The organism is Xanthomonas sp. SS, assembly GCF_014236835.1.
Classification (GTDB): Bacteria; Pseudomonadota; Gammaproteobacteria; order Xanthomonadales; family Xanthomonadaceae; genus Xanthomonas_A.
This window is the reverse complement of record NZ_CP051190.1, coordinates 1,976,101-2,001,305: the sequence shown is the minus strand read 5'-3', so window position 1 is coordinate 2,001,305 and position 25,205 is coordinate 1,976,101. Positions and strand designations below refer to the sequence as shown.

21 protein-coding genes are annotated in these 25,205 nt (G+C 69.9%); 12 read left to right on the top strand and 9 right to left on the bottom strand.

The genetic code is table 11. From position 1 onward, the window contains the following. Nucleotides 1–42: 42 nt before the first annotated feature. Nucleotides 43–1,347 (top strand): NAD(P)/FAD-dependent oxidoreductase, encoded by a 1,305-nt coding sequence (locus HEP74_RS08135; protein WP_185815995.1) that lies wholly within the window; start codon nt 43–45, stop codon nt 1,345–1,347. A gap of 105 nt (nt 1,348–1,452) precedes the next feature. Beyond that, on the top strand, nt 1,453–2,757 hold the full coding sequence (locus HEP74_RS08130; RefSeq protein WP_185815994.1) for a diguanylate cyclase: 1,305 nt from the start codon (nt 1,453–1,455) through the stop codon (nt 2,755–2,757). A 15-nt stretch (nt 2,758–2,772) separates the two neighbouring features. Here HEP74_RS08130 and HEP74_RS08125 read toward each other — a convergent pair whose 3' ends face one another. The 4 genes from HEP74_RS08125 to fdhD all read right to left on the bottom strand — a co-directional run bounded on the left by HEP74_RS08125 (nt 2,773) and on the right by fdhD (nt 7,551). Further along, the gene (locus tag HEP74_RS08125; protein ID WP_185815993.1) at nt 2,773–4,053 is read right to left on the bottom strand and encodes an MFS transporter; all 1,281 of its coding nucleotides are present in this window, start codon (nt 4,051–4,053) and stop codon (nt 2,773–2,775) included. Nucleotides 4,054–4,128: 75 nt separating this feature from the next. Further along, entirely contained in the window at nt 4,129–4,377 is a 249-nt protein-coding gene (locus HEP74_RS08120; RefSeq protein ID WP_185815992.1) for a hypothetical protein, read from the bottom strand. Continuing rightward, a complete protein-coding gene (locus HEP74_RS08115) occupies nt 4,367–6,715 on the bottom strand; it encodes an FdhF/YdeP family oxidoreductase (protein ID WP_185815991.1) in 2,349 nt (782 codons plus the stop codon). Before HEP74_RS08115 ends, HEP74_RS08120 begins: the two co-directional genes overlap by 11 nt. Further along, complete coding sequence (fdhD, locus tag HEP74_RS08110) at nt 6,712–7,551, bottom strand: formate dehydrogenase accessory sulfurtransferase FdhD (protein ID WP_185815990.1); 840 nt, start codon at nt 7,549–7,551, stop codon at nt 6,712–6,714. Before fdhD ends, HEP74_RS08115 begins: the two co-directional genes overlap by 4 nt. Nucleotides 7,552–7,999: 448 nt before the next feature. Here fdhD and HEP74_RS08105 point away from each other — a divergent pair, with 448 nt between their 5' ends. Together HEP74_RS08105 and HEP74_RS08100 are read left to right on the top strand one after the other, a co-directional pair. Next, nucleotides 8,000–8,593 carry a hypothetical protein gene (locus tag HEP74_RS08105; RefSeq protein ID WP_185815989.1) on the top strand — a complete coding sequence of 198 codons (594 nt, stop codon included), beginning with the start codon at nt 8,000–8,002 and terminating at the stop codon, nt 8,591–8,593. Between the two features lie 230 nt (nt 8,594–8,823). Beyond that, the gene (locus HEP74_RS08100; protein ID WP_185815988.1) at nt 8,824–9,294 is read left to right on the top strand and encodes a DUF1203 domain-containing protein; all 471 of its coding nucleotides are present in this window, start codon (nt 8,824–8,826) and stop codon (nt 9,292–9,294) included. Nucleotides 9,295–9,557: 263 nt separating this feature from the next. Here the strand turns inward: HEP74_RS08100 and HEP74_RS08095 are convergent, their stop codons facing one another. Continuing rightward, nucleotides 9,558–11,060 carry an aldehyde dehydrogenase gene (locus HEP74_RS08095; RefSeq protein WP_185815987.1) on the bottom strand — a complete coding sequence of 501 codons (1,503 nt, stop codon included), beginning with the start codon at nt 11,058–11,060 and terminating at the stop codon, nt 9,558–9,560. A gap of 88 nt (nt 11,061–11,148) precedes the next feature. Then, entirely contained in the window at nt 11,149–11,697 is a 549-nt protein-coding gene (relB, locus tag HEP74_RS08090) for a type II toxin-antitoxin system RelB family anti-toxin (RefSeq protein ID WP_185815986.1), read from the bottom strand. A 252-nt stretch (nt 11,698–11,949) separates the two neighbouring features. Between relB and aptA the strand changes: the two genes are divergently transcribed. The 5 genes from aptA to HEP74_RS08065 all read left to right on the top strand — a co-directional run bounded on the left by aptA (nt 11,950) and on the right by HEP74_RS08065 (nt 17,279). Continuing rightward, complete coding sequence (gene aptA, locus HEP74_RS08085; RefSeq protein WP_185815985.1) at nt 11,950–13,326, top strand: omega-aminotransferase AptA; 1,377 nt, start codon at nt 11,950–11,952, stop codon at nt 13,324–13,326. A gap of 64 nt (nt 13,327–13,390) precedes the next feature. Continuing rightward, nucleotides 13,391–14,503 carry an alanine dehydrogenase gene (ald, locus tag HEP74_RS08080; protein WP_185815984.1) on the top strand — a complete coding sequence of 371 codons (1,113 nt, stop codon included), beginning with the start codon at nt 13,391–13,393 and terminating at the stop codon, nt 14,501–14,503. 25 nt (nt 14,504–14,528) lie between these two features. Then, nucleotides 14,529–16,022 (top strand): CoA-acylating methylmalonate-semialdehyde dehydrogenase, encoded by a 1,494-nt coding sequence (locus tag HEP74_RS08075; RefSeq protein ID WP_185815983.1) that lies wholly within the window; start codon nt 14,529–14,531, stop codon nt 16,020–16,022. Between the two features lie 151 nt (nt 16,023–16,173). After that, nucleotides 16,174–16,530, top strand: coding sequence for an immunity 22 family protein (locus HEP74_RS08070; protein WP_185815982.1), 357 nt, complete (start codon nt 16,174–16,176; stop codon nt 16,528–16,530). A gap of 434 nt (nt 16,531–16,964) precedes the next feature. After that, on the top strand, nt 16,965–17,279 hold the full coding sequence (locus HEP74_RS08065; RefSeq protein ID WP_185815981.1) for an EthD family reductase: 315 nt from the start codon (nt 16,965–16,967) through the stop codon (nt 17,277–17,279). Nucleotides 17,280–17,325: 46 nt separating this feature from the next. Here the strand turns inward: HEP74_RS08065 and HEP74_RS08060 are convergent, their stop codons facing one another. From HEP74_RS08060 to HEP74_RS08050, 3 genes are all read right to left on the bottom strand, one after another. Then, nucleotides 17,326–17,562: a hypothetical protein gene (locus HEP74_RS08060; RefSeq protein WP_185815980.1), complete on the bottom strand. Its 237-nt coding sequence runs from the start codon at nt 17,560–17,562 to the stop codon at nt 17,326–17,328. Further along, on the bottom strand, nt 17,559–17,954 hold the full coding sequence (locus HEP74_RS08055) for a ribosomal maturation YjgA family protein (RefSeq protein ID WP_185815979.1): 396 nt from the start codon (nt 17,952–17,954) through the stop codon (nt 17,559–17,561). Before HEP74_RS08055 ends, HEP74_RS08060 begins: the two co-directional genes overlap by 4 nt. Nucleotides 17,955–18,030: 76 nt before the next feature. Further along, the gene (locus tag HEP74_RS08050) at nt 18,031–18,360 is read right to left on the bottom strand and encodes a hypothetical protein (protein ID WP_185815978.1); all 330 of its coding nucleotides are present in this window, start codon (nt 18,358–18,360) and stop codon (nt 18,031–18,033) included. Between the two features lie 158 nt (nt 18,361–18,518). On the opposite strand from HEP74_RS08050, the gene HEP74_RS08045 reads away from it, so the two are divergent. The 3 genes from HEP74_RS08045 to HEP74_RS08035 all read left to right on the top strand — a co-directional run bounded on the left by HEP74_RS08045 (nt 18,519) and on the right by HEP74_RS08035 (nt 25,201). Continuing rightward, nucleotides 18,519–19,382, top strand: a complete 864-nt coding sequence (locus HEP74_RS08045; protein ID WP_185815977.1) for a plasmid replication/partition related protein — start codon at nt 18,519–18,521, stop codon at nt 19,380–19,382. 245 nt (nt 19,383–19,627) lie between these two features. Further along, the gene (locus HEP74_RS08040; RefSeq protein ID WP_524540775.1) at nt 19,628–20,929 is read left to right on the top strand and encodes a DUF445 domain-containing protein; all 1,302 of its coding nucleotides are present in this window, start codon (nt 19,628–19,630) and stop codon (nt 20,927–20,929) included. Nucleotides 20,930–21,109: 180 nt separating this feature from the next. Then, the gene (locus HEP74_RS08035) at nt 21,110–25,201 is read left to right on the top strand and encodes a CHASE domain-containing hybrid sensor histidine kinase/response regulator (protein WP_185815976.1); all 4,092 of its coding nucleotides are present in this window, start codon (nt 21,110–21,112) and stop codon (nt 25,199–25,201) included. Nucleotides 25,202–25,205: the final 4 nt, after the last annotated feature.

Genomic DNA, 25,205 nt, shown 5'->3' with positions numbered 1-25,205 from the left:
GGAGGCTGACCCCATGATCCCCCTTCCGCACAACTCGCCACCATGACCCGCTCTTCCACGATTCCCGATTCCCGACTCCCGATTCCCGGCTCCTGGTACACCGACAGCGCCACCCCGCTGCCGCCGCAGCCGCCGCTGCGCGGCCAGGTGCGGACCGACGTGTGCATCCTTGGCGCCGGCTATACCGGGTTGAGCGCGGCGCTGGCGCTGGCCGAGGCCGGTTACCAGGTCGCGATCGTGGAAGCGCAGCGCGTGGGCTGGGGCGCGTCCGGGCGCAACGGCGGCCAGGCCATCGTCGGCTACGGTTGCGAGCAGCACACGCTGGAAACGCTGCTCGGCCACGCCGAGGCGCGGCTGCTGTTCGATTTCTCGCGCGACGGCATGCGGCTGCTGCGCGACCGCATCGAGCGCCACGCCATCGCCTGCGACTGGCGCGACGGTCATGCGCACGTGGCGATCAAGCCGCGCCAGGTGCGTGCGTTGCAGGCCGGTATCGTCGAGATGGCGCAGCGCTACGACTATCCGCTGCAGTGGTGGGACCGCGACCAGTTGCGCCAACACCTGCGCAGCGAGCGTTACCTGGGCGCGATGTACGACCCGGCCAGCGGCCATCTGCATCCGCTCGAATACGCGCACGGGCTGGCACGCGCGGCGCTGGCCGCCGGCGTGCGCATCTACGAGCACTCGCCGGTGACCGCGCTGGTACGCGGCGCGCAGCCGATCCTGCGCAGCGCGCATGGCGAGGTGCAGGCCGATTTCGCGGTGCTGGCCGGCAACGCCTGGCTGCGCGGCATCGCGCCGGAGCTGGAGTCGCGGATCATGCCGGTCGGCACCTACATCGGCGCCAGCGCGCCGTTGGGCGCGGCGCTGGCCCACGAGCTGATCGGCAACGACATGGCGGTGGCCGACGTGAACTGGGCGCTGGACTATTTCCGCCTCAGCCGCGACCACCGCCTGCTGTTCGGCGGCCGCGCCAGCTACTCCTCGCTGCCGCCGCCGGGCCTGCGCGGGGTGATGACCCGGCGCATGCGCCGGGTGTTCCCGCAGCTGCGCCAGGTCGAGTTGGACTACGTGTGGGGCGGCTATGTCGACATCACCCGCAACCGCGCCCCGCACTGGGGCCGGCTGACCCCGAACGTGTACTTCGCGCAGGGCTTTTCCGGCCATGGCGTGGCCGCCACCGGCCTGGCCGGCGACGCCATCGCCGCGGCCATCGCCGGGCAGTCGCAGCGCCTGGACCTGTTCGCCAGGATTCCGCACGCGCCGTTCCCCGGCGGCCGTGCGCTGCGCACGCCGCTGCTGGTGGCGGCGATGTCCTGGTACAAGCTGCGCGACGCGCTGTGGTGAGCGCGCCGCACCGGCGGCGTGCGCCCGCCGCCGGACGGCCTAAAGTTGCCGGCGGCACGGCCGCTAACTGAGGTCTACTCCCCAAGGGCGCCTTGCGCGGCTCGCATGCTGCAACCGTTGCCGGCCTACCCGATCGCCAGCGAAAGCGCGGCTACGCAGCAGCGCATCCTGCTGGTGGAGAATTCGCGCACGTTCACCGGCCTGCTGCGCGAGGCGATCGAGCAGCGGGTGGAACTGCCGGTCACCGTGGTTTCGACCCTGGCCGAAGCGGCGCACGCGCTGGACGACGGCGGCTCCTGGTTCCTTGCCCTGACCGGGCTGGTGCTGGCCGACGGCGACCGCGACACGGTGGTGGATTTCTTCGTCGCCCGCGGCCTGCCCACGGTGGTGGTCAGCGGGGTCTACGACGAAAGCCTGCGCAAGCGCGTGCTGACCCAGCAGATCATCGACTTCGTATTGAAGAACGCGCCGGGCAGCATCGATTACCTGGCCTGGCTGGTGCAGCGGCTGGCGCGCAACCGCAGCATCGCCGCGCTGGTGGTGGACGATTCGCGCTCGGCCCGCGCCTACGCCGCGAGCCTGCTGTCGATGTACGGCTACCAGGTGGTGGAAGCCGCCGACGGCGCTGCCGGACTGAAGGCGGTGGAAGCCAATCCGGCGATCCGCCTGGCGGTGGTGGACCAGGAAATGCCGGGCATGGAAGGCGTGGAATTCACCCGCCGGCTGCGCGCGATCCGCGCCCGCGACAAGCTGGCGGTGATCGGCCTGTCCGGCAACGGCGACCCGTCGCTGGTGCCGCGCTTCCTCAAGAACGGCGCCAACGATTTCCTGCGTAAACCCTTTTCGCGCGAGGAATTCTTCTGCCGCGTATCGCAGAACGTGGACCAGCTGGAACTGATCGGCACGCTGCAGGACCTGGCCACGCGCGACTTCCTCACCGGCCTGCCCAACCGCCGGCATTTCCTGGAACAGAGCCAGCGCCTGCTGCCGCAATGGCTGGCGCGCAGCGACACGGTCAGCGTGGCGATGCTCGACATCGACCACTTCAAGCACATCAACGACAGCTGGGGCCACGAGGCCGGCGACGACGCGCTGCGCGCGGTGGCGACGACGGTGGCCGCGCATGCGCGCCCGCAGGACCTGGTGGCGCGCTTCGGCGGCGAGGAATTCTGCATGCTGGTGCCGGGCCTGGACACGGCGGCGGCCGGCGCCTATTTCGAGACCCTGCGCCAGCGCATCGATACGCTGCAGGTGCAGGCGGGTGGGCAGACCCTGCGCATCACCATCAGCATCGGCGTGTGCAGCAGCGACGCGCGCCGCGATGCGCTGCATCCGCTGCTGGCCGAGGCCGACAAGCACCTGTACCTGGCCAAGGCCGGCGGCCGCAACCGGGTCGAGCACGCCGCCTGAACGCGCGCGTGCGCCTCAGCGGCGCCTGGCGCCGATCACCAGCAGCGCCAGCAGGCTCAGCGCCGCGCCGGCACTGAGGTAGTAGCCGACCCATGGCAGGCCATAGTGCTTGGCCAGCCAGCTGGCCACGTACGGCGCCGGCGCCGCACCGATGATGCCGGCCAGGTTGAACGACATCGAGGCGCCGGTGTAACGCACCTGCACCGGATACAGCTCGGCCAGCAAGGTGCCGCACGGCCCGTAGGTCAGGCCCATGAAGAACGAACCCAGCGACAGGAACGCCAGCAGCTGCCAGGGATGCGCGGCGCTGAACAGCGGCGCGAAGCCCAGCCCGAACAGGACGATGACGACGCCGGCCGCGATCATCGCGCGGTGCGTGCCGAAGCGGTCGCCGTAGTGCGCCGACAGCGGAATTCCGGCGGCGAAGAACAGGATGCCGACCATCTGCAGCAGCAGGAACTGCTCGCGGCCATAGCCGAGCACCGCGGTGCCGTAGCCCAGCGCGAACACCGTCATCAGATAGAACAGCATGAAGGTCGCGAACACGCCCAAGGTGCCGAGCAGCAGCGCGCCGGCGTGCCGCGACAGCACCGTCCACATCGGCAGCGCCACCCGCACGTTGCGTTCCAGCGCCTTCTGGAAATCCGGGGTTTCGTGGATGCGCAGGCGCACCCACAGCCCGGTCACCACCAGCAGCGCACTGGCCACGAACGGGATGCGCCAGCCCCAGCGCATGAACTGCGCATCGTCGAGCACCGCGCCGAGCAGCAGGAAGATCCCGGAGGACAGCAGGAAACCCAGCGGCGCGCCCAGTTGCGGGAACATGCCATACCAGGCGCGCTTGCCCGGCGGCGCGTTCTCGGTGGCCAGCAACACCGCCCCGCCCCATTCGCCGCCCAGGCCCAGGCCCTGGCCGAAGCGGCACAGCGCCAGCAGCGCCGGCGCCCACATGCCGATGCTGGCGTAGCCGGGCAACAGGCCGATCACCACCGTGGACAGGCCCATGGTCAGCAGCGCCGCCACCAGCGTCGCCTTGCGCCCGATGCGGTCGCCGAAATGGCCGAACAGTGCCGAGCCGACCGGCCGCGCCACGAACGCCACCGCGAACGTGGCCAGCGACTGCAGCCGCGCCGCGTCGGCGTCGCCCTCGGGGAAGAACAGCTTCGGGAACACCAGCACCGCGGCGGTGGCGTAGATGTAGAAATCGAAGAACTCGATGGTGGTGCCGACCAGGCTGGCCAACAGCACGCGGCGCGGCGAATTGACGGGCGAAGCGGGAAGCGCGGCAGCGGTCATGGAAGCGGCATCGATGGAAAACCGCCCGATTCTGGCAGATCGGCCGCGGCGCCGCAGCGCCACGCCGCATGGCGTTCAGCGCGGCAGTTGCGCGCGGCCGGCGGCGGTCAGCACCGCCACCTCGCGCTCGCCGCGCGTCTCCACCCGGATCCAGCCCGGTCCCGCACGCCCGTCCAGGGTGGCCTCGCCCAGCCAGGCCAGGGTGCGCAGCAGCACGCTCATGCGCACGCCGAGGCGCTTGCACAGCCGCGCCAGGGCGACCCCCTCCGGCTCCGGCGCCAATGCCTCGAACAGCGCCTGGGTCAGCGCTGGATCAGCGGACAAGCGCCACGCCGATGTCGCGCGGGGCCGCGTCGGCGGCGTCGGCCAGGTGCGGGGTCACCACCACCGGGATCGACTTGGAGGTCGGCGTGCGCGCCTCGTCGGCGAAACTGGACAGCGGCACCAGGCCGTTGGTTTCCGGGTAGTACGCGGCCAGGCAGCCGCGCGGGATGTTGTACTCGACCAGCAGGAAACGCTTGGCCTGGCGCTGCACGCCGTCCTCGCCGAGGCTTTCCAGGTCCACCCAGGCGCCGGCCTGCAGGCCCAGGTCGGCGATGTCGGCGGCGTTGATGAACAGCACCCGGCGCTCGCCGAACACGCCGCGGTAGCGGTCGTCCAGGCCGTAGATGGTGGTGTTGTACTGGTCGTGCGAGCGCGTGGTGGCCAGGGTGAACACCACTTGCTCGGGACGCTGGCGGCGCGCGCGGTGGATGGGATTGTCGGTGGGCACCGCGTGCGGCTTGAACACCGCGCGGCCTTCCGGCGTGTCCCACACGCGGTCGCGTGCGGTGTTGGACAGGCGGAAGCCGCCGGGCACCCGCACCCGCGTGTTGAAATCGGAGAAATCCTCGAACACCTGCGCGATCAGCTCGCGGATGCGGTCGTAGTCGGCCACCAGCCAGCGCCAGCGGATCGCGCTGCGCGCGCCGAGCGTGGCCTCGGCCAGGCGCGCGACGATCGCCGGCTCCGACAGCAGTTCCGCCGACGCCGGCGGATTGATGCCGGCCGACAGGTGCACCATGCTCATCGAATCCTCGACGCTGACGCTCTGCGGCCCGCCCTCCTGGATGTCGATCTCGGTGCGACCCAGGCACGGCAGGATCAGTGCGTCGCGGCCGTGCACCAGGTGGCTGCGGTTGAGCTTGGTGGTCACATGCACGGTGAGGTCGCAGCGGCGCAGCGCGCGGTGCGTGGCGTCGGTGTCGGGGGTGGCGGTGGCGAAGTTGCCGCCCATGCCGAAGAAGGTCCGGGCGCGACCGTCGCCCATCGCCTCGATCGCGCCGACCGTATCGAACCCGGACGCGCGCGGCGGATCGAAACCGAACACCTGCTGCAGCCGGTCCAGGAACGCGGCCGGCGGCTTCTCGTAGATCATCATCGTGCGGTCGCCCTGCACGTTGCTGTGGCCGCGCACCGGGCAGGCGCCGGCGCCGGGGCGGCCCAGATGGCCGCGCAGCAGCAGCAGGTTGGCGATCATGTGGATCGTGGCCACCGAATGCTTGTGCTGGGTGATGCCCATGCCCCAGCAGGCGATCAGCCGTTCGGATTTCAGGTAGATCTCGCCGGCGTGGCGCAATTCGGCCTCGCTCAGCCCGGACTCCTCGACGATGGTCGCCCACGGCTCGGCGATCACGTCCGCGGCGAAGGCATCGAAGTTGGCGGTGTGCTGGGTGATGAACGGCAGATCCAGCAGGCGCGGTTGCGCCGCGCGCGCGGCCTCGGCATCGCGCTCCAGCACGTGCTTGATGATGCCCTTGACCGCGGCCAGGTCGCCGCCGATCTTCAGCTGGAAATAGTCCGACGAAATCCGCGTCGAACCGTTGTGCAGCATCTGCAGCTTGTCCTGCGGATCGGCGAACTTCTCCAGGCCGCGCTCGCGCAGCGGATTGAACGACACGATCGCCGCGCCGCGCTTGGCCGCCTGGCGCAGCTCGCCGAGCATGCGCGGATGGTTGGTGCCGGGATTCTGGCCGAAGATGAAGATCGCGTCGGCCAGCTCGAAATCGTGCAACGACACGGTGCCCTTGCCGACCCCGATCTGCGACTTGAGCGCGGTACCCGACGGCTCGTGGCACATGTTCGAACAGTCGGGGAAGTTGTTGGTGCCGAACTCGCGCACGAACAGCTGGTACAGGAACGCGGCCTCGTTGCTGGTGCGCCCGGAGGTGTAGAAGATCGCCTCGTCCGGCGAGGCCAGGCCGTTGAGGTGCGTGGCGATCAGCGCGAACGCCTCGTCCCAGCTCACCGGCACGTAGTGGTCGCTGGCGCTGTCGTAGCGCAGCGGATGGGTCAGCCGGCCCTGCCCTTCCAGCCAGTAGTCGCTGTACTTGGCCAGCTGCGTCACGCTGTGCTGCGCGAACAGCTCCGGCGTGGCGCGGCGCGCGGTGGCTTCGGCGGCCACCGCCTTGGCGCCGTTCTCGCAGAACTCGAAGGTCGAGGTGTGGTCGCGGTCGGGCCAGGCGCAGCCGGGACAGTCGAAGCCGTCGGGCTGGTTCACGTGCAGCAGGGTCTTGGAGCCCTGCACCGCCACGTCCTGCTGCAGCAGGTGGGTGGCGACGGCACGCAATGCGCCCCAACCGCCGGCCGGCTGCGTATAGGGTTGGATGGTTTTCTTGCTCATGCGGGCTCTCCGGCGTGCTCGGCCTGGGTCAGGCGCTGCGGATGGCTGTAGACGACATAGTCGTGGTCGCGGGCGAAACCGATCAGGGTCAGGCCGGCCGAGTCGGCCAGCGCGATCGCCAGCGCGGTAGGTGCGGAAATGGCGGCCAGCAGCGGGATGCCGGCCTGCGCGGCCTTCATCGCCATCTCGTAGCTGGCGCGGCTGGTGACCACGGCGAAACCGCTGGCCGGGTCCACGCCGGCCGTGGCCAGCGCGCCGATCAGCTTGTCCAGCGCGTTGTGCCGGCCGACGTCCTCGCGTGCCAGCTGCACGCAACCATCGGCGTGAGCCCAGCCCGCGGCGTGGGTGGCGCCGGTGATCGCGTTGAGCGGTTGCTGCTGGCGCAGCTCGCGCAACGCCCGCGCCAGCGCCGCCGGCGCGATCGCGGCGCCGGCCGGCAGCGACCGCGGCGCGCGCAGCACCGCCTCGATCGATTCGCTGCCGCACACCCCGCAGCCGCTGCGGCCGTGCAGGTTGCGGCGTCGCGCCAGCAGGGCCGCGGCATGCGCGGGCGGGATCTGCAGTTGCAGCGAAACCCCTTCCAGAAAGGTATCCACGCTGGCGACGTGCAACTGCGCCGGATCCTCGACGATGCCTTCGCTGAGCGAGAAGCCCAACGCGAAGTCGTGCAGGTCTTCCGGGGTCGCCATCATCACCACGAACGGTTCGCCGTTGTAGGCGAACGCCACCGGCACCTCGGCCGCCACCAGGTCCTGGGTGAGCGCGGTACGCCCGTCGCGATGGCGGCGCACACCGCGCGCGACGGCGCCGGGCCGGGAAGACGCACGCGAGTACATGGTGTACGCCCCCCATTCAGTGGAACAACACGATCGCCTTCTGCACTGCAAGCCAGATGCCAACTGCCTGGTCGCCTCAATCGCCAGTCCGACCGGCAGTGGCGGACGGCCTATCCTGCGCCAGTGCGCGGCCCGCCGCCAGCCTGCCCGAGGTGCGGGCTCCGCGCTGGAAAAACGGCCACACCACAACTCGCACAGCATACCCGCCAGGGTGCACGACGCCGTGAGATCGTGCCGGTTTGTTGCTGCGATGCGGCAAAGCACGCATGCGGCGGCGCAGCACCTCGCCTGCCGCGTGCTTGGCGACACGGGGTGCGAACAGACTGCAAGCGAAGTGCCGCGCCGCCGCTTGCGCACAGCGCAGGTCAGTTGGACCGGGCAGTGTCGATCGCCCATAGCTGGGCGCGGTCGGTTAGGCTTTGCGCCCCTCGCTTTGGATGGCCCCACGATGTCCATGTTGCTCCGCCACGGTCTTGCCGCCGCTCTTTGCCTGTTCGCCACGCAGGCCGCACGCGCCGCCGACCTGCCCGCCGACGTGCAGCGCCAGCTGCCGGCCGGCTACCTGCCGCTGGAACAGCTGCGCACCGATCTCGACGGTGACGGCCGCGCCGACTATCTGGTGGCGCTGCAGCAACGCGGCGAAGCCGAGCGCGAACCGGCGCCGGCACGGCCGCTGCTGATCTTCGTGCAGCAGGCCGACGGCCACTACCGGCTGGCCGCGCGCAACGACCACGTGGTGCTCAAGCGCGACGAGGGCGGCCAGTGCGATCCGTTCACCGACAGCGACGATCCGTTCGCGGCCAAGGGCCGCTACTTCACCGTGCAGAACGGCGTTTCCTGCGGCCAGCACTGGACCTACTTCATCACCTTCCGCTACGACCCCGAACGCAAGACCTGGCTGTTCCACAAACGCATCCGCCAGAGCTGGCAGCTGAATTCGGATCCGGCGCCGGACGCCGATGCGTTGAAGAAGACCGCGGACAAGGTGGACGCCGCCGATCCCAAGCATCCGGTCACCTTTGCCGAGTACGTGCCGGACTGAGGCCGCACGCAGCCGGTGCGCACGCCCTGCCCCCGCGCTTGCGCGGCCGGACCGGGCGTAGCCACGGCGTTGGCTGCAACCGGCTTCGTGCCCGATCGAGGCGCTCGCATGCGACGGCGCCAGACGGGGTCTTTTAGCCCCGGCTGGCGGCCGCTGTCACGTCCGAATCCGGCCAGCGCGACGCCGCGACGGCGGGCACGCTATACGCTCCATCGCCTCTTGGAGCGCACATGTCCAGCTTCGTCTGCATCGGCCTGCCGGCCGCGCCGTTCGCACCGCTGTTCGCACTCGACGATGCGCAGTTGCACGCGCACGGCGCGCGCCGCGTCCGTGCCGACCAGGCGCCGGGCTTCCCGTGCCGGATCAGCCTGGAAGACGCGCAACCCGGCGAGGAACTGTTGCTGCTGCACTACCTGCACCAGCCGGCCGACACGCCATACCGCGCCGCCGGGCCGATCTACGTGCGCCGCCACGTGCAGACTGCGACGCTGGCACCGGACCACGTGCCCGACGCGATCCGCAGGCGCTTGATCTCGCTGCGCGGCTACGACGCCGACGACATGCTGCTTGCCGCCGACGTGCATCCCGGCGAAACCGTCGCGGCGGCGATCGTGCAGGCCTTCGCCGATCCGCGCGTGCGCTACCTGCATCTGCACAATGCGCGCCAGGGCTGCTTCGCCTGCCGCGTGGAGCGGGTTTGAGTTCGGGAATCGGGATTCGGGATGATGTCCTGCGGCAAATCGCCGTCAAGCGATTGTGGAAAAATGCCACGTCTAAAAAAGCTTTTTTATGGTTCTAGCCAAGCGCTTCCTGTAGGAGGGGCTTCAGCCCCGACGCGTTACCGGTAACGCGTCGGGGCTGAAGCCCCTCCCACAGAACAGCGCAGGTGCGACGCACTTGCGAATTCCCGCTTTTCCACAGCCGAATGGCTGGTCATCCCCATTCCCGAATTCCCAATCCCGGCTCACACCGCCAGATTGATCCAGGTCGCCTTCATCTCGGTGTACTTGTCGAACGCGTGCAGCGACTTGTCGCGGCCATTGCCCGATTGTTTGTAGCCGCCGAACGGGGCGGTCATGTCGCCGCCGTCCCAGTAGTTCACCCACACGCTGCCGGCGCGCAGCTTGCGCGCCACCCGGTGCGCGCGACCGATGTCGCGGGTCCATACGCCCGCGGCCAGGCCGTAGTCGCTGTCGTTGGCCATGCGCAACGCGTGCGCTTCGTCGTCGAAGGCGATCACCGACAGCACCGGGCCGAAGATCTCCTCGCGGGCGATGGTGTGCTCGTGGCCGACCTCGTCGAAGATGGTCGGTTCCACGTAGCAGCCGCCGGCGACCACCTCCACGCGCTTGCCGCCGAGCAGCAGCCGCGCGCCTTCCTCGTTGCCGCGCGCGATGTAGTCGAGCACGCGATGGGTCTGCGCCTCGTCCACCAGCGCGCCCATCGCCGCATCGTCGTCGAACGGATGCCGCGGCTGCAGCGCGCGCCCCGCGGCGACCACGCGGGCGACGAAGTCGTCCTTGATCGATCGCTCCACCAGCAGCCGCGACGCCGCGGTGCAGACCTCGCCCTGGTTGTAGAAGATCGCGCCGGCCGCGGCCTGCGCGGCCTGCTCCAGGTCCGGCGCGTCGGCGAACACCAGGTTCGGACTCTTGCCGCCGCATTCCATGTAGGCGCGTTTCATGTTCGACAGCCCGGCGCATTGCAGCAGGCGCTTGCCGACCGCGGTGGACCCGGTGAACACCAGTCCGTCCACGTCCATGTGCAGCGCCAGCGGCTCGCCGGCGCTCTTGCCGAAACCGGGCACCACGTTGAAAACGCCATCGGGGATGCCGGCTTCGGCCACCAGTTCGGCCAGGCGCAGCACGCTCAACGGCGATTTCTCCGAAGGCTTGAGCACCACCGAATTGCCCGCCGCCAGCGCCGGGGCGATCTTCCACGCGGCCATCAGCAACGGAAAATTCCACGGCACGATCGCGCCGACCACGCCCAGCGGTTCGCGGGTGATCAGGCCCAGCTCGTCCTGCCCGGTCGGCGCCACCTCGCCGTAGAGCTTGTCCAGCGCCTCGCCGGTCCAGGCCAGGCAGCGCACCGTGGCCGCCACGTCCACGCTGCGCGCGTCGCGCACCGGCTTGCCCATGTCCAGCGACTCCAGCAGCGCCAGCTCGTCGGCATGCTGTTCGACCAGCTGCGCCAGCTTGATCAGGGTCTTCTTGCGCTGCGCCGGCCTGGCCTGCGACCAGTGCCCGGCATCGAAGCTGCGTCGCGCCGCGGCGACCGCGCGCTCGATGTCCTCGGCACCGCCCTCGGCGACCTGGCCGAGCACGCGGCCGTCGATCGGGCTGATGCAGTCGAAGGTCTTGCCGCTGGCCGCCGCGACGTAGCGTCCGTCGATGAAGGCCTGGGTGCGCAGGTGCAGCGCGTCGGCCATCGCCTGCCATGCGTCGCGGGTGCGGGGTGCGGTCATCGGAAGCTCCGGATCGGTAGGAAGGAACGGATCTGCGGGTCGTACGGTCGTGGCGAGGCGGGCGCGCGCGCCGCGGCGCAGGCGGCGCTCAGAACGTGGCCGGGGTGTTGGCGCTGACGATCACCACCGCCTCGCTGCCGACGTTGCGGAACCGGTGCGGCACCCGGCTCTCGAAATAGTACCCCTCGCCGGCGCGCAGCACGCGCACCTGCGTGCCGACGGTGATCTCCACTTCGCCCGCCACCACCACGCCGCCTTCCTCGCCTTCGTGCACCAGCATCGCGGTGCCGGTGTCGCTGCCCGGCGGCATCACCTCGCGCAGGATGCACATCTGCCGCTGCGGGCGGTGTTGCCCGACCAGGTAGTAGTGGATGCCGTCGCTGCCCACGTCGGGCAGTTCGTCGGCGGCATAGAACGGCGCATCGGCCGGGCCGATCTGCAGGTCCTGGGTGAAGAAATCGGCCAACGAGATCGGAATGCCGTCCAGCACCTTCTTCAGCGAACTCACCGACGGGCTGACCTTGTTCTGTTCGATCAGCGAGATGGTGCTGTTGGTCACGCCCACCCGCTTGGCCAGCTCGCGCTGGCTCAATCCGTGGGCGGTGCGAACCCGATGCAGGCGGGCGCCGATATCCATCGCGTGATCAGGAGGGCCTTGGCGGTGTTGCCGGATACTTTACACAGCCGGCCCTCGCGGTCAATTTGCCTGTCCCGCGCACCGCTGCGCCTGTACCGACCTGTCGTGGCGCCGTTTCGTGCTGCCCTGGGCCATGCAGCGGGCTGCGACACGGCCTCGGATGCGCCGGCGCCTCGGCACGGAGGCCCGCCCGCCGCGGCGCGCCCGGTTGGTGTAAAGTTTTTTCAACACCTCTCACCCGTGGAGCCTGTGATGAGTACCGAGTCGCCCCCCTCCTCCCAGGCGCTGGCCGATCGCTACGCCGCCCAGGCCACGCAGGCGCCGGACGGCATGGACGCGTTCTGGATGCCGTTCACCGCCAACCGCCAGTTCAAGGCGCGGCCGCGGCTGCTGGCCTCGGCCGAGGGCATGTACTACCGCGACGTGGACGGGCGCCAGATCCTCGACGGCACCGCCGGGCTGTGGTGCTGCAACGCCGGACACGCACGGCCGCGCATCGTCGAGGCGGTGTCCAGGCAGATCGCCACGCTGGACTTCGCGCCGACCTTCCAGATGGGCTCGCCGCTGCCGTTCGTGCTAGCCGAACGGCTGGTCGAACTCGCCCCGCCGGGCCTGGACCACGTGTTCTATACCAACTCCGGTTCCGAGTCGGTCGATACCGCGATGAAGATCGCGCTGGCCTACCACCGCGCCCGCGGCGAGGGCCAGCGCACCCGCTTCCTCGGCCGCGAGAAGGGCTATCACGGGGTCGGCTTCGGCGGCATCTCGGTCGGCGGGCTGCCCAACAACCGCAAGTGGTTCGGCCCGCTGCTGGCCGGCGTGGACCACCTGCGGCATACCCTGGACATCGAGCGCAACGCGTTCTCGCAGGGGCTGCCCGAGCACGGCGTGGAACTGGCCGAGGATCTGGAGCGGCTGGTCGCGCTGCACGACGCCTCCACCATCGCCGCGGTGATCATCGAACCGATCTCCGGCTCCGCCGGCGTGGTGCTGCCGCCGCTCGGCTACCTGCAGCGCATCCGCCAGCTCTGCGACAAGCACGGCATCGTGCTGATCTTCGACGAGGTGATCACCGGCTTCGGCCGCGTCGGCAAGGCCTTCGCCGCGCAGCGCTTCGGCGTCACCCCGGACCTGATGACGACCGCCAAGGGACTGACCAACGGCTGCGTGCCGATGGGCGCGGTGTTCGTCTCGCACGCCATCCACGATGCGTTCGCGCACGGCCCGGCCGGCGCCATCGACCTGTTCCACGGCTACACCTATTCCGGCCATCCGCTGGCCTGCGCCGCCGCGCTGGCGACGCTGGACACCTATGCGGAGGAGCAGCTGTTCGACAAGGCGATCGAACTGGGCGGCTACTGGCAGCAGGCGATCCATGCGCTGAAGGACTTGCCGCACGTCATCGACATCCGCAATTTCGGCCTGATCGGCGCGATCGAACTGGCGCCGCGCAAGGATGCGCCCGGCGCGCGCGCCTACGAGATCTTCGAGCGCTGCTTCCACGACGCCGGCCTGCTGATCCGCGTCACCGGCGACACCATCGCGCTATCGCCGCCGCTGATCGTGGAGCGCGAGCACATCGACCGCATCTTCGCGGTGCTCGCCGACATGATCCGCACCACGCCCTGATCCCCGCCCTCACCCCAACCCGCTCCGCGCTCCCCACGCGCGCCGCATGCCTGGAGAACCGCTCATGCTGGTCGGCGTCCCGAAAGAGATCAAGAACCACGAATACCGGATCGGGCTGACCCCGGCCGGGGTCCGCGAACTGGTGCTGCACGGGCACCAGGTGCTGGTGCAGCGCGACGGCGGCCAGGCCATCGGCCTGACCGATGCAGACTACGAACGCGCCGGCGCGCGCCTGGCCGACGACGCGGCCAGCGTGTTCGCGCAGGCCGACATGATCGTCAAGGTCAAGGAACCGCAGCCGGACGAATGCGCGCTGCTGCGCCCGGGGCAATTGCTGTTCACCTATCTGCACCTGGCGCCGGATCCGGCCCAGGCCAGCGCGCTGCTGCGCTCCGGCTGCACCGCGATCGCCTACGAGACCGTCACTGATGGCCACGGCGGCTTGCCGCTGCTGGCGCCGATGAGCGAGGTCGCCGGGCGCATGGCGATCCAGGCCGGCGCGCACGCGCTGGAGAAGGCGCAAGGCGGCTCCGGCGTGCTGCTCGGCGGCGTGCCCGGGGTCAAGCCGGCCGAAGTGCTGGTGATCGGCGGCGGCGTGGTCGGCATCAACGCCGCGCGCATGGCGATGGGCCTGCATGCGCGGGTGACGGTGCTGGACCGTTCGCTGGAACGGCTCAAGTACCTGGACGAACTGTACGGCCACCAGCTGACCACGCTGTACTCCACCCGCGACGCGATCGAGCAATGCCTGCCGCACACCGACCTGGTGATCGGCGCGGTGCTGATCCCCGGCGCCGCCGCGCCCAAGCTGGTGTCGCGCGCGCAGCTGGCGCTGCTGCGGCCGGGTTCGGTGCTGGTGGACGTGGCCATCGACCAGGGCGGCTGCTTCGAGACCAGCCATGCCACCACCCACCAGCAGCCGACCTACGAGGTCGACGGCATCGTCCACTATTGCGTGGCCAACATGCCCGGTGGCGTGGCGCGCACCTCCACCTTCGCTCTGACCAACGCCACCTTGCCGTTCGTGCTGCAGCTGGCCGAACACGGCCTGCAGGCGCTGCGCGACGACCAGGACCTGCGCAATGGCCTCAACGTGCACGCCGGCAAGCTCACCCACCGCGCAGTGGCGCAGGCGCTGGGCGAGGATTTCGTGCGGCCGCTGGATGCGCTGGGCTGAGCTTTTCCTTCGAGGAACACCGACCATGACCGAAACACTGTCCCACTACATCGGCGGCCGCCGCGTCGATTTCCGCAACGGCGACTACGCCGAGGTGTTCGACCCGGCCAGCGGCGCGGTGGCGCGGCGCGTGCCGCTGGGCGACGCGCATGCGGTCGACATGGCGGTGACCGCCGCGGCGCAGGCGTTCCCGGCCTGGGCCGCGACCCCGCCGCTGCAGCGCGCGCGGGTGATGTTCCGCTTCCGCGACCTGCTCGAACGGCATGCCGACACCCTGGCCCGCTGCATCAGCGCCGAGCACGGCAAGGTGGTGTCCGACGCGCGCGGCGAAGTCACCCGCGGCATGGAAGTAGTGGAATTCGCCTGCGGCATCCCGCAGTTGCTCAAGGGCGAGCATTCGGTCGATGTCGGCCGCGGCGTGGATTCGTGGAGCGAGTACGCGCCGCTGGGCGTGGTCGCCGGCGTCACCCCGTTCAATTTCCCGGCGATGGTGCCGCTGTGGATGCTGCCGGTGGCGCTGGCCTGCGGCAACAGCTTCGTGCTCAAGCCGTCCGAGCGCGATCCGTCCGCCTCGCTGCTGCTGGCCGACTGGCTGCACGAGGCCGGCCTGCCGGACGGCGTGTTCAACGTCGTGCACGGCGCCAAGCCGGCGGTGGACGCGCTGCTCGCGCACCCGCAGGTGCAGGCGCTGAGCTTCGTCGGCTCCACCCCGGTCGCCGCCGACCTGTACGCGCGCGGCGGCGCGCTGGGCAAGCGCGTGCAGGCGCTGGGCGGGGCCAAGAATCACCTGGTGGTGCTGCCCGACGCCGACCTGGACGACGTCGTGTCCGCCCTGCTCGGCGCCGGTTACGGCTCGGCCGGCGAGCGCTGCATGGCGATCTCGGTGGCGGTGTGCGTCGGCGATGCGGTCGCCGATACGCTGGTCGCCAAACTTGCCCCACGCGTGGCCGCGCTGACCCTCGGTGCCGGCGCCGACGAGCCGGACATGGGCCCGCTGATCAGCGCCGCGCACCGCGAGCGCGTGCGCGGCTACATCGACAGCGGCGTGGCCGACGGCGCCACGCTGGTAGTCGACGGCCGCGACGTGCAAACGCCGGCGGCGGCCGATGGCTTCTTCCTCGGCGGCAGCCTGTTCGACCACGTCCGCGCCGACATGCGCATCTATCGCGAAGAGATCTTCGGCCCTGTGCTGTGCGTGGTCCGCGTGGCCGACGCCGAAGCCGCGCTGCAGCTGATCGACGCGCACGAATACGGCAACGGCGCGGCGGTGTTCACCAGCGACGGCGGCGCCGCGCGCGCCTTCGCCCGGCGTGTGCAGGCCGGCATGGTCGGCATCAACGTGCCGATTCCGGTGCCGATGGCGTTCCACAGCTTCGGCGGCTGGAAACGCTCGCTGTTCGGCCCGCTGCACGTGCACGGCCCCGACGGCGTGCGCTTCTACACTCGGCTCAAGACCATCACCGCACGCTGGCCGGCGGCGGCGCGCGAGGCCGAGTTCGCGATGCCGACGATGCGCTAACAGCGCACCCCACGCCGAAGAACTTTTTTGTTCGCGCTGAAGGTACCGGAATCATCGACGAACGCCATGACGGAATCACCGAGCGCGTTCCCCTGCCAGATGGCTGCGCCTCGTGATACGGTCGGATTCGTTCGCCCGGCAAATTGCCCCTATGCCCATCGTTCACGTCTTCGTATCCAGCGGCAGATTCGCCACCATGGAAGAATTGCGAGGCTACATCGATCGGACCTATACCGAGGATGGCGACGGCGTAGCGTCGCCATTCATGCGCGAGATCGGGCTGAGCCGTTGCGAACCCGCTTGCATCGAGGCGGTCATTGCCGCATCGGGAAGTCCGGAAGCATTGAACGAACTGCTGTCCGACGCTTCGTACTGGGATCAATGGTGTCACGAAGTGGATGGCAGCATCGTGGCGGATGCGGCGATCTGCGTGTTTGCGCCAAACCAGCCGCACCATCCCGCTGGCGCCTCGGTGAGACACATCGGTTCGTTCGACTACGCCGCCTGACCATTCGGGCCAGCGCTGCGTCTTGGCCAGATTCGATCCCGCGCGAAATTTTGGGCGAGTCTTCGTTTCGACGACGCGCAGCCGCAAGACGACACGGCACACATGCGATCGTCGAGGCATACCGCAGGCCCAGGTGGCCGCAGCGCCGGGGCATTGCCGAAACTCCTGGCCATGAGGCGGAGATGGACCGGTGATGGGGACATTCTGTCTTTGCTGATCAATGCCGATGTAGCCCGGCAGCGGGGTCCCGGTGCATCCATTCGGGCCTGAGCCGTCCACACGCGAGGCGCGGTGACGGTGCACTGCCGAGGCGGCAAATCTTCCAGCAGCGCGTTGCCGCCGCAGCGCAGCACGGGCATAACAGCGCGAGGGTGTAGCCTGACACGACTTACGCAGCATGCACACCCTACCGCCGCAGCCACAGGAGTCGCTCCATGATCAAGGTCAGCGTGATGTACCCGTATACGCCAGGCGCCCGTTTCGACCACGCCTACTACCGCGACACGCACATGCCGCTGCTGCAGGCGCGCATGGGCGCGGCCTGCAAGCGCTACACCGTGGACAAGGGCCTGTCCGGCGGCGCCCCCGGCACCGATCCGACCTATGTCGGCATGTGCCACATCTTCAGCGACTCGGTGGAAGCGTTCCAGGCCGGCTTCGGCCCGCATGCCGACGAGATCCTTGGCGACATCAAGAACTACACCGACCTGACCCCGGTGATGCAGATCAGCGAAGTAGTGGTCGACTGAGCGCTGCGGCCGCTTCGCGTTGGCGCAGCGGCCTTCCTGATCGCGCTCAGAGGTTCAGGTACTTGTAGCACAGCGCGAGTTCCTCGCGGTCCGCGACGCGCTGCTGCAGGGACGCGTATTTTTCCGTCAGCTCCCGGCCCCGTCCCTGGCGCTGACGTTGCAGAGGGCCATCGGCACCGGCTTTCCCGAACGAGCGGCCGCGCTTCAACGCGAACCCATGGGTCGCGAAGCCGGCGGCCAGGACGTCGGTGATGGTTTTCCTCAGATCCTGGACCGCGTTCATCGGCGCGCGCAACACCGGTCCAGCGCCGCGCCGACAGCCACGCCCACCGCGTAGGCGAGCAGGTCCAGCCACACGAACGTGGAACCCAAGGCCAGGTGCCCGAGCGTGGTGGCGCGCAGCGCGTCGAGCCAGGGCACGCGGTACAACTGAGACGCTTCCACCAGCCAGCACACGGCCAATGCCACGGCCGCCACCCGCAGCGGCCGCGCGCGCGGCGCCAGCCACGCCAGGCCAAGGTAGACCATCAGCGCCCACAGCGCATCGCCGGGAAACTTGCCCAGCCACGACGGCAGCAACCAGGGGAACTGCCGCGACGCCAATCCGGCGGCGATCGTCGCCACGATGGCAGCGCTCAACCACAGGCGGCGGCGTCCGGTTGCGGAAACGGGCATGGCGACGTGTCGGCGGCAGGGCCGCGCATTACAGCAGAACTGGCGCGGCGCTGACGACGGCAGCCTGGCGCGACCGCTAGGCGCTGCCACCGTGCAGCAGCGCCGCCACGGCGATCAGCACCGCCAGCACCAGCATCACCAGCCACCCCCAGCGCTGGTGGAACGGGATCGGCACGGCCTGCAGCTTGCTCTCGGCGCTGGCCTGGTTCAGCAACCAGCCGTGGCAGCACACCGGACACACCAACTGGTACTGCTTTTCGCGCACCCAGCCGAACAGATGGTAGAAGTGCCCATAGGAATACTGCAGGCGCATCGCGAACGCCTGCTCCTGGTCGCAGTTCTTGCAGAACTCGCGTTCTTCCACGCCGCAGGCGACGTTGCGCTCGCCCCAGCCCCACAAGATCATCGTCGCGCCTCCGTCGGCTGGGCCGCGATCCCCCGATCGCCAGGCCGTGCGGATTCTGTGCCCGCCCCGAGACAGCGTCAACGACGCATGCTGCCAGGCGCGACCGCGCGCAAGTCTCTACAATGCCGGCCCCCTCGCAACACCGTGCCGCGCCCCCGATGAACATCGTCGTCAAAGAAGACCTCAAGGCCTACATCGATCCGCTCACCGCCGACGAATACGCGGCGCTGGAGCGCAGCCTGCTCGCGGAAGGTTGCCGCGATGCGCTGGTGCTGTGGGGCGAGATCCTGGTCGACGGGCACAACCGCTACGGCATCTGCCAGAAACACGGGCTGCCGTTCCAGACCGTGCAGAACACCCGTTTCCAGTCGCTGCAGGACGTGCACCTGTGGATGATCGACCAACACCTGGGCCGGCGCAGCGTGTCCGATTTCCAGCGCGGCGTGCTGGCGCTACGCAAGCGCGAGATCCTGGCCGAGCGCCGCAGCCGCGCCGCCGCCCCGCCCGCGGAGTCCGCCGACGGCACCGATGCCGCAACCGGCGATGCGCACGACGATGCCGCGCCCTGGGCCGATGCGCCGGCCGGCGCGGACGGCGCGAGCGTCGAGGCGATGCCGGCGCCGCTGAGCCGCGCCGACATGGCGCGTGCCGCGCGGCTCAGCAACAGCCAGGTGCTGCAGATCGAGAAGATCCAGAAGCAGGCCACCGCCGAGGTGGTGGAAGCGGTGAAATCCGGCGCGATCTCGATCAACGCCGCCGCCGCGGTGGCCAGCCTGCCCGAGGACGAACAGCGCGCCGCGGCGATCGCCGGCAAGGACGAACTCAAGCAGGCGGCCAAGCGCGCCCGCGAATCCAAACGCAAACCGCGCGACCCACCGGCCACCGAGCAGGACGACGATGGCGACGCCATGCGCGGCGACACCGAACTGGCCGCACTGCGCCAGCGCGTGGCCGAGCTCGACGCCGAGAATCGGGCGCTGCGCGAGGAAGTGGCCGCGTTGCGCGCGCAATTGCAGGAGTGATCCGGCACCGGCCCGCCACGCATCGCTCAAATGCGTGGCGCCTGCAGGAGGAACTTCCGTCCCGAGGCTTTCCGGCGATACCGCGTCGGGACTGAAGTCCCTCCCACAGGTGCGCCGCCTGCGTGCCACGGAGACGCCACGCACATCGATGACACTCGTTCGTACGTACTCGCCACGCGACACGCGGCCAGCCTCGCCCGCACGATGAAATCCCCCCTAACCCAGCGCTGCGTACACTGGGCGGCATGAGCGTTTCTTCCGACCCGTCGATGCCGCCCGATCCGCGCCGCGCGCAGCTGCGGCGCATGAAACTGCTGGCCGCGCTGTTGTTGCTGGCGATGCTGGCCGGCTTCCTGCTCAGCCACGTCATGGGCATGCACGGCGCCTGGGCCTGGATCGGCGCGTTCTGCGAGGCGGCTACGGTCGGCGCGCTGGCCGACTGGTTCGCGGTGGTGGCGCTGTTCCGCCATCCGCTGGGGCTGCCGATCCCGCACACCGCGATCATCCCGCACGGCAAGGCGCGCATCGCCGACAGCCTGGCGGTGTTCGTGCGCGACCATTTCCTGGAGCCGGCGGCGCTGCTGGCCAAGCTCAGCGCATTCGATCCGGCCAAGCGGCTGGGCCAGTGGCTGGCCGAACCGGCGCAGGCCGGCAAGCTGGCCGACCTGGCGCGCGGCTGGGCGCTGCAGGCGCTGGACCTGCTCGACGAAGCCGCGGTGCGGCGCCGCATCCATGGCTTCGTGGTGGCGCGCCTGCGCGAATGGAACGCCGCCGCGACCGCCGGCGAGATCCTCGGCCTGCTCACCGCCGATGGCCGCCACCAGGCCCTGCTCGACGAAGCGCTGACCCGGCTCGGCCGGCACCTGGACGATGCGACGGTGAAGCAGCGCGTGTCGGCGATGATCGTCAAGTACGCGCGCCGCGAATGGCCCAAGCTGGTCGGCACGGTGGAATGGGTCAAGCCGGTGGAAGGCATCGCCGACACCCTGGCCGAACGCCTGGCGCATGCGCTGCTGGACGAACTGCAGGACGTGCTGTCGCAACCGCAGCACCCGCTGCGCCAGGACTACGAGCGCTGGCTCGGCGGCTACGTGCAGCGCCTGCGCAGCGACCCGGCCACCGCCGACAAGCTGCAGGCGATGAAGCAGCGGCTGATCGAGCATCCCGGCGTGCAGGACTACGTGCAAGGCCTGTGGGACCAGATCCACGCCAGCCTGCGCGAGGACCTGTCGCGCAGCGACGGTGTGCTGGTGCAGCATTTGCAGCGCTCGCTGGGGGCGCTCGGCGAGTCGCTTTCACAGGACAGCGCGTTGCGCGATGCGCTCAACCAGCACCTGCTGGGCGGCGCGGAGAAGCTGACCCAGCGCCTGCGCAGCGGCGTCACCGAGCACATCGCGCAGACCGTGAAAGGCTGGGACGAACGCCATCTGGTGGATCAGCTGGAATTGAGCGTCGGCCGCGACCTGCAGTACATCCGTTTCAACGGCACCCTGGTCGGCGGCCTGATCGGGGTCGCGCTGCACGCAGCCGTCACGCTGATTCCATGAAGGTCGTAGACGGTCGCTCCCGCAATACGCCGCGGGGGCTGGTGCAGCCACAACGATCGCGCTAGCGTGGGACGCGCGGTCGGGGCAGGACCGTCGCTTCAATCGTGAAAGCCATCCCGTACGGACAGGAGGGACGCAGATGCCTGAGCATCGTCAGCGTTCGCCAAAGGAAAGGGGCGCATGTCGAAGAACCGCTGGACACCCGCTGCCGGCCCTGCACGCTCGGCGCTCGGCGCCGCGCTGGCGGTGCTGCTGCTGGGGTTGCTGGCCGCGGCGCTGCTCGCCCGCGGCCTGCACGAGCGCAACCAGCAGCAGGCCCGCGACCGCTTCCAGCAACTGACCACCCACGTCACCGGCGAGCTGCAGCAACGCCTGAATGTCTACGAACACGGCCTGCGCGGCGCGCGCGGCGCGGTCATCGCCGCCGGCGGCGACCATATCTCGCGCGATCGCTTCGACCGCTACAGCGCTTCGCGCGAGTACAAGCGCGAATTCCCCGGCGTGCGTGGCTTCGGCTATATCCGCCGGGTGGCGCCCGCCGACGAGGCCGCGTTCCTGCAACAGGCGCACGACGACGGCGCGCCGTCGCTGCAGATCCGCCAGCTGGCGCCGCATGACGGCGAGCGCTTCGTGATCCTGTATATCCAGCCACGGCGGGTCAACAATCCCGCGCTCGGGTTCGACATCGCCTCCGAGCCGGCGCGGCGCGCGGCGGCGATCGCCGCGGCGCGGTCCGGCAACCCGACCATCACCGCGCCGATCCGGCTAGTGCAGACGCCGGGAGTCGGCAACAGCGGTTTCCTGCTGTTGCTGCCGATCTACCGCGAAGGCCTGCCGTTGCAGACCGCGGAACAACGCTGGCAGGCCACCACCGGCTGGGCCTATGCGCCGCTGAACATCGCCGAGGTGCTGGTGGCCTCGCCCAACCACGCCCACGAACTGCTGCTGACCCTGGCTGACAGCGAAAACGGCACCCAGCCGTTCTATCGCGGCGACGGCGACGCCCAGGCGCCGACGACCGGGCTGCGCGCCGAACGCAGCCTGCCGATCTACGGCCGCCGCTGGCTGCTCAGCGCGCAGGCGACGCCGGCCTTCGTGCGCTCGCTCAACCAGACCTCGCCGCTGCTGGCCGGCGGCCTGTTCGGCGGCATCTCCGTGCTGCTCGCCGCGCTGCTGTACCTGTACCTGACCGGCCGCCACCGCCGCGACCTGATTCTGCGCGAGCAGAGCCAGCTGGCCGCCCTGGTCGGCGGTTCCAGCGAAGCGATCGTGGCCGAGGACCCGGAGGGCCGCATCACCCACTGGAATCCGGCCGCCGAGCGCATCTTCGGCTACGCCGCGGCGCAGGCCATCGGCCAGCCGTTGCAGGAGCTGCTCGGCAGCCAGATCCGCGACGCCGCCGGCAACGGCACGCAGGTGCGGGAACTGCGCCATCGCGACGGCCAGCGCGTCAGCGTGCTGGCCAGCGCCTCGCCTATCCTGGACAACGACGGCGACATGGTCGGCCACTCGCACCTGCTGCACGACGTGTCCGAACGGGTGCGTGCCGAAGCGCGCGTGCTGGAGCTCAACGCCACCCTGGAACAGCAGGTGGCGCAGCGCACCAGCGAACTGGTCACCTACTCGGCGCTGCAGCGCGCGATCCTGGCCAACGCCGGTTACGCGATCGTAGCCACCGATCCGGAGGGCACCATCACCCTGTTCAACCCGGCCGCCGAAACCATGCTCGGCTATCCCGCGCACGAGATGATCGGGCGCAAGGCCACCGGCCTGTTCCTGGATCCGGAGCAACTGGCCAGCCGCGCCGAAAGCATGGCCGCGCAATCGGGCATGGCGGTGGCGCCGGCGTTCGAATCGGTGGCCGCGCTGTCCACGCTGGGGCGCAGCGACACCCGCGAATGGACCTACGTCAGCAAGGACGGCCGGCCGTTCCCGGTGCTGCTGACGCTGAGCACGCTGCGCGACGACAACGATCAGGTGATCGGCTACCTGGGCATTGCGGTGGACCTGACCGAACAGAAGCGCCACGAGCGCGAACTGCGCCTGGCGATCGACGCGGCGGAAACCGCCAACCAGTCCAAGAGCGATTTCCTGGCCAACATGAGCCACGAGATCCGCACGCCGATGAACGCGATCCTGGGCATGCTGTACCTGCTGCAGCACAGCGAACTGCCGCAGGCGGCCAAGGACATGATCCAGAAGAGCGACGCGTCGGCGCGCGCGCTGCTGGAGATCATCAACGACATCCTCGACTTCTCCAAGATCGAATCCGGGCGCATCGACCTGGAATCGGAACCGTTCGACCTGAACCAGTTGCTGGAGAACATCGCCACGCTGATGACCTCGGCGATCAGCGCCAAGCCGGTGGAGATGATCGTCGAACCGCTGCCGGCCGGCTGCCGCTGGCTGCGCGGCGATGCGCTGCGGCTGAACCAGGTGCTGATCAACCTGGTGGGCAATGCCATCAAGTTCACCGAGCAGGGCGAAGTGGCGCTGTCGGTGCGCAGCTTCCCCAGCGGCGAAGCGGGCAAGATCAAGCTGTTCTTCTCGGTGCGCGACACCGGCATCGGCATCGCGCGCGACAAGCAGAGCCTGATCTTCTCGCCGTTCCTGCAGGCCGACACCTCCACCAGCCGCCGCTACGGCGGCAGCGGCCTGGGCCTGACCATCAGCCGGCGCCTGGTGGAGCTGATGGGCGGCCAGCTCGAGGTGCAGAGCACGCCGGGCCGCGGCAGCGATTTCTATTTCGCGATCAGCTTCCCGGTGCTGCCGGCGCCGGCCGCCGAGGTCGAACATCCGGAGGCGCGGCGGGTGCTGATCGCCGACGACCACGACCTGGTGCGCAGCAACCTGAGCAGCATCGCCAGCGGTTTCGGTTGGCAGGTGGAAGCGGTGGCCAACGGCACCGACGCGATCGCCGCGGCCGGCCCGGAACGCGAGGGCTTCGACGTGATCCTGCTCGACTGGCGCATGCCCGACCTGGACGGGCTGCGCGTGGCGCAGCGCATCCGCGCGCAATCGGCGCCGGACCGGCAGCCGATCATCGTCATGGTCACCGCCTACGAGCGCCGCCTGCTGGAAGAGCAGCACTACGCGCCCAGCGACGTGGACGCGGTGATGACCAAGCCGGTCACCGCCTCGGCGCTGTACCGCACCATCGCCACGCTGCTGGCGCGGCGCCGCGGCGACGGCCCGGCGCCCTTGCTCAGCGGCGACGGCACCCCGCGCCTGGCCGGCGCGCGGCTGCTGGTGGTGGACGACAGCGAGATCAATTGCGAGGTCGCGCAGCGCATCCTCGAAGGCGAAGGCGCGCTGGTGGAGCTGGCCCACGACGGCGAGCAGGCGCTGCAGCGGCTGCGGCGCGATCCCAGCCGCTTCCACCTGGTGCTGATGGACGTGCAGATGCCGACCCTGGACGGCTACGAGGCCACCCGCCTGCTGCGCGAGGACCCGCGCCTGGCCGGCCTGCCGGTGATCGCCCTGACCGCCGGCGCCTATCGCCAGCAACAGGAGCTGGCGCTGTCCAGCGGCATGAACGGCTTCATCGCCAAACCGTTCCAGGTCGAGGAACTGATCGCGATCATCCGCCAGTTCCTGCCGCTGCGCTTGCCGCTGGCGCTGGAGCCGCTGCCGACCTCCTCCGCCGGAGAGGTCTGGCCCGACGCCGATCCGCAGTTGCTCGACGCCGCGCAGGCGCAGCGCCTGTGGAACGAGCGCGTGCCCTATCAGCGTTACCTGCTGAAACTGCTGCAGGACAACCCCGATCCGGCGGCGACGCTGCAGACCCTGCTGGACGTGCAGGCGCCGGCGGCGGCGATCTCCTACGTGCACAAGCTGCGCGGCTCGGCCGGCTCGCTGGCGCTGCCGGCGCTGGTCGCCGCCAGCGCCGCGCTGGAAGAACGGCTCGGCGACGCGCCGGCCCAGGCCGACGCCGCGATCGCGGCGCTGGGCACCGCCATGAGCGCCACTGCCACAGCGATCCGGCGCTTCGTCGCCGAAGCCGAGGCGTTGCCGGCGCCGGTGCCGCCGGCCGGCCCCGTTCCCGTCGCGGACGATGGCGCCGCGGCCGCGGTCCCGCTGCGGCAACAGCTGCAGCAGCTGCTGCAGGCCCTGGACAGCGACGACCCGGACCGCGTGGAGCGGGTGCTGCACGACCTGGCGCCTTCGCTGCCCGCGGCGATGGCCACAGAGCTGAAGCAGTTGGTCGAGAGCTTTTCCTTCCGCGAGGCCGAGGCTAAAGTCAGGCGCTGGCAGGCCGATGCAATTCAATAGCATC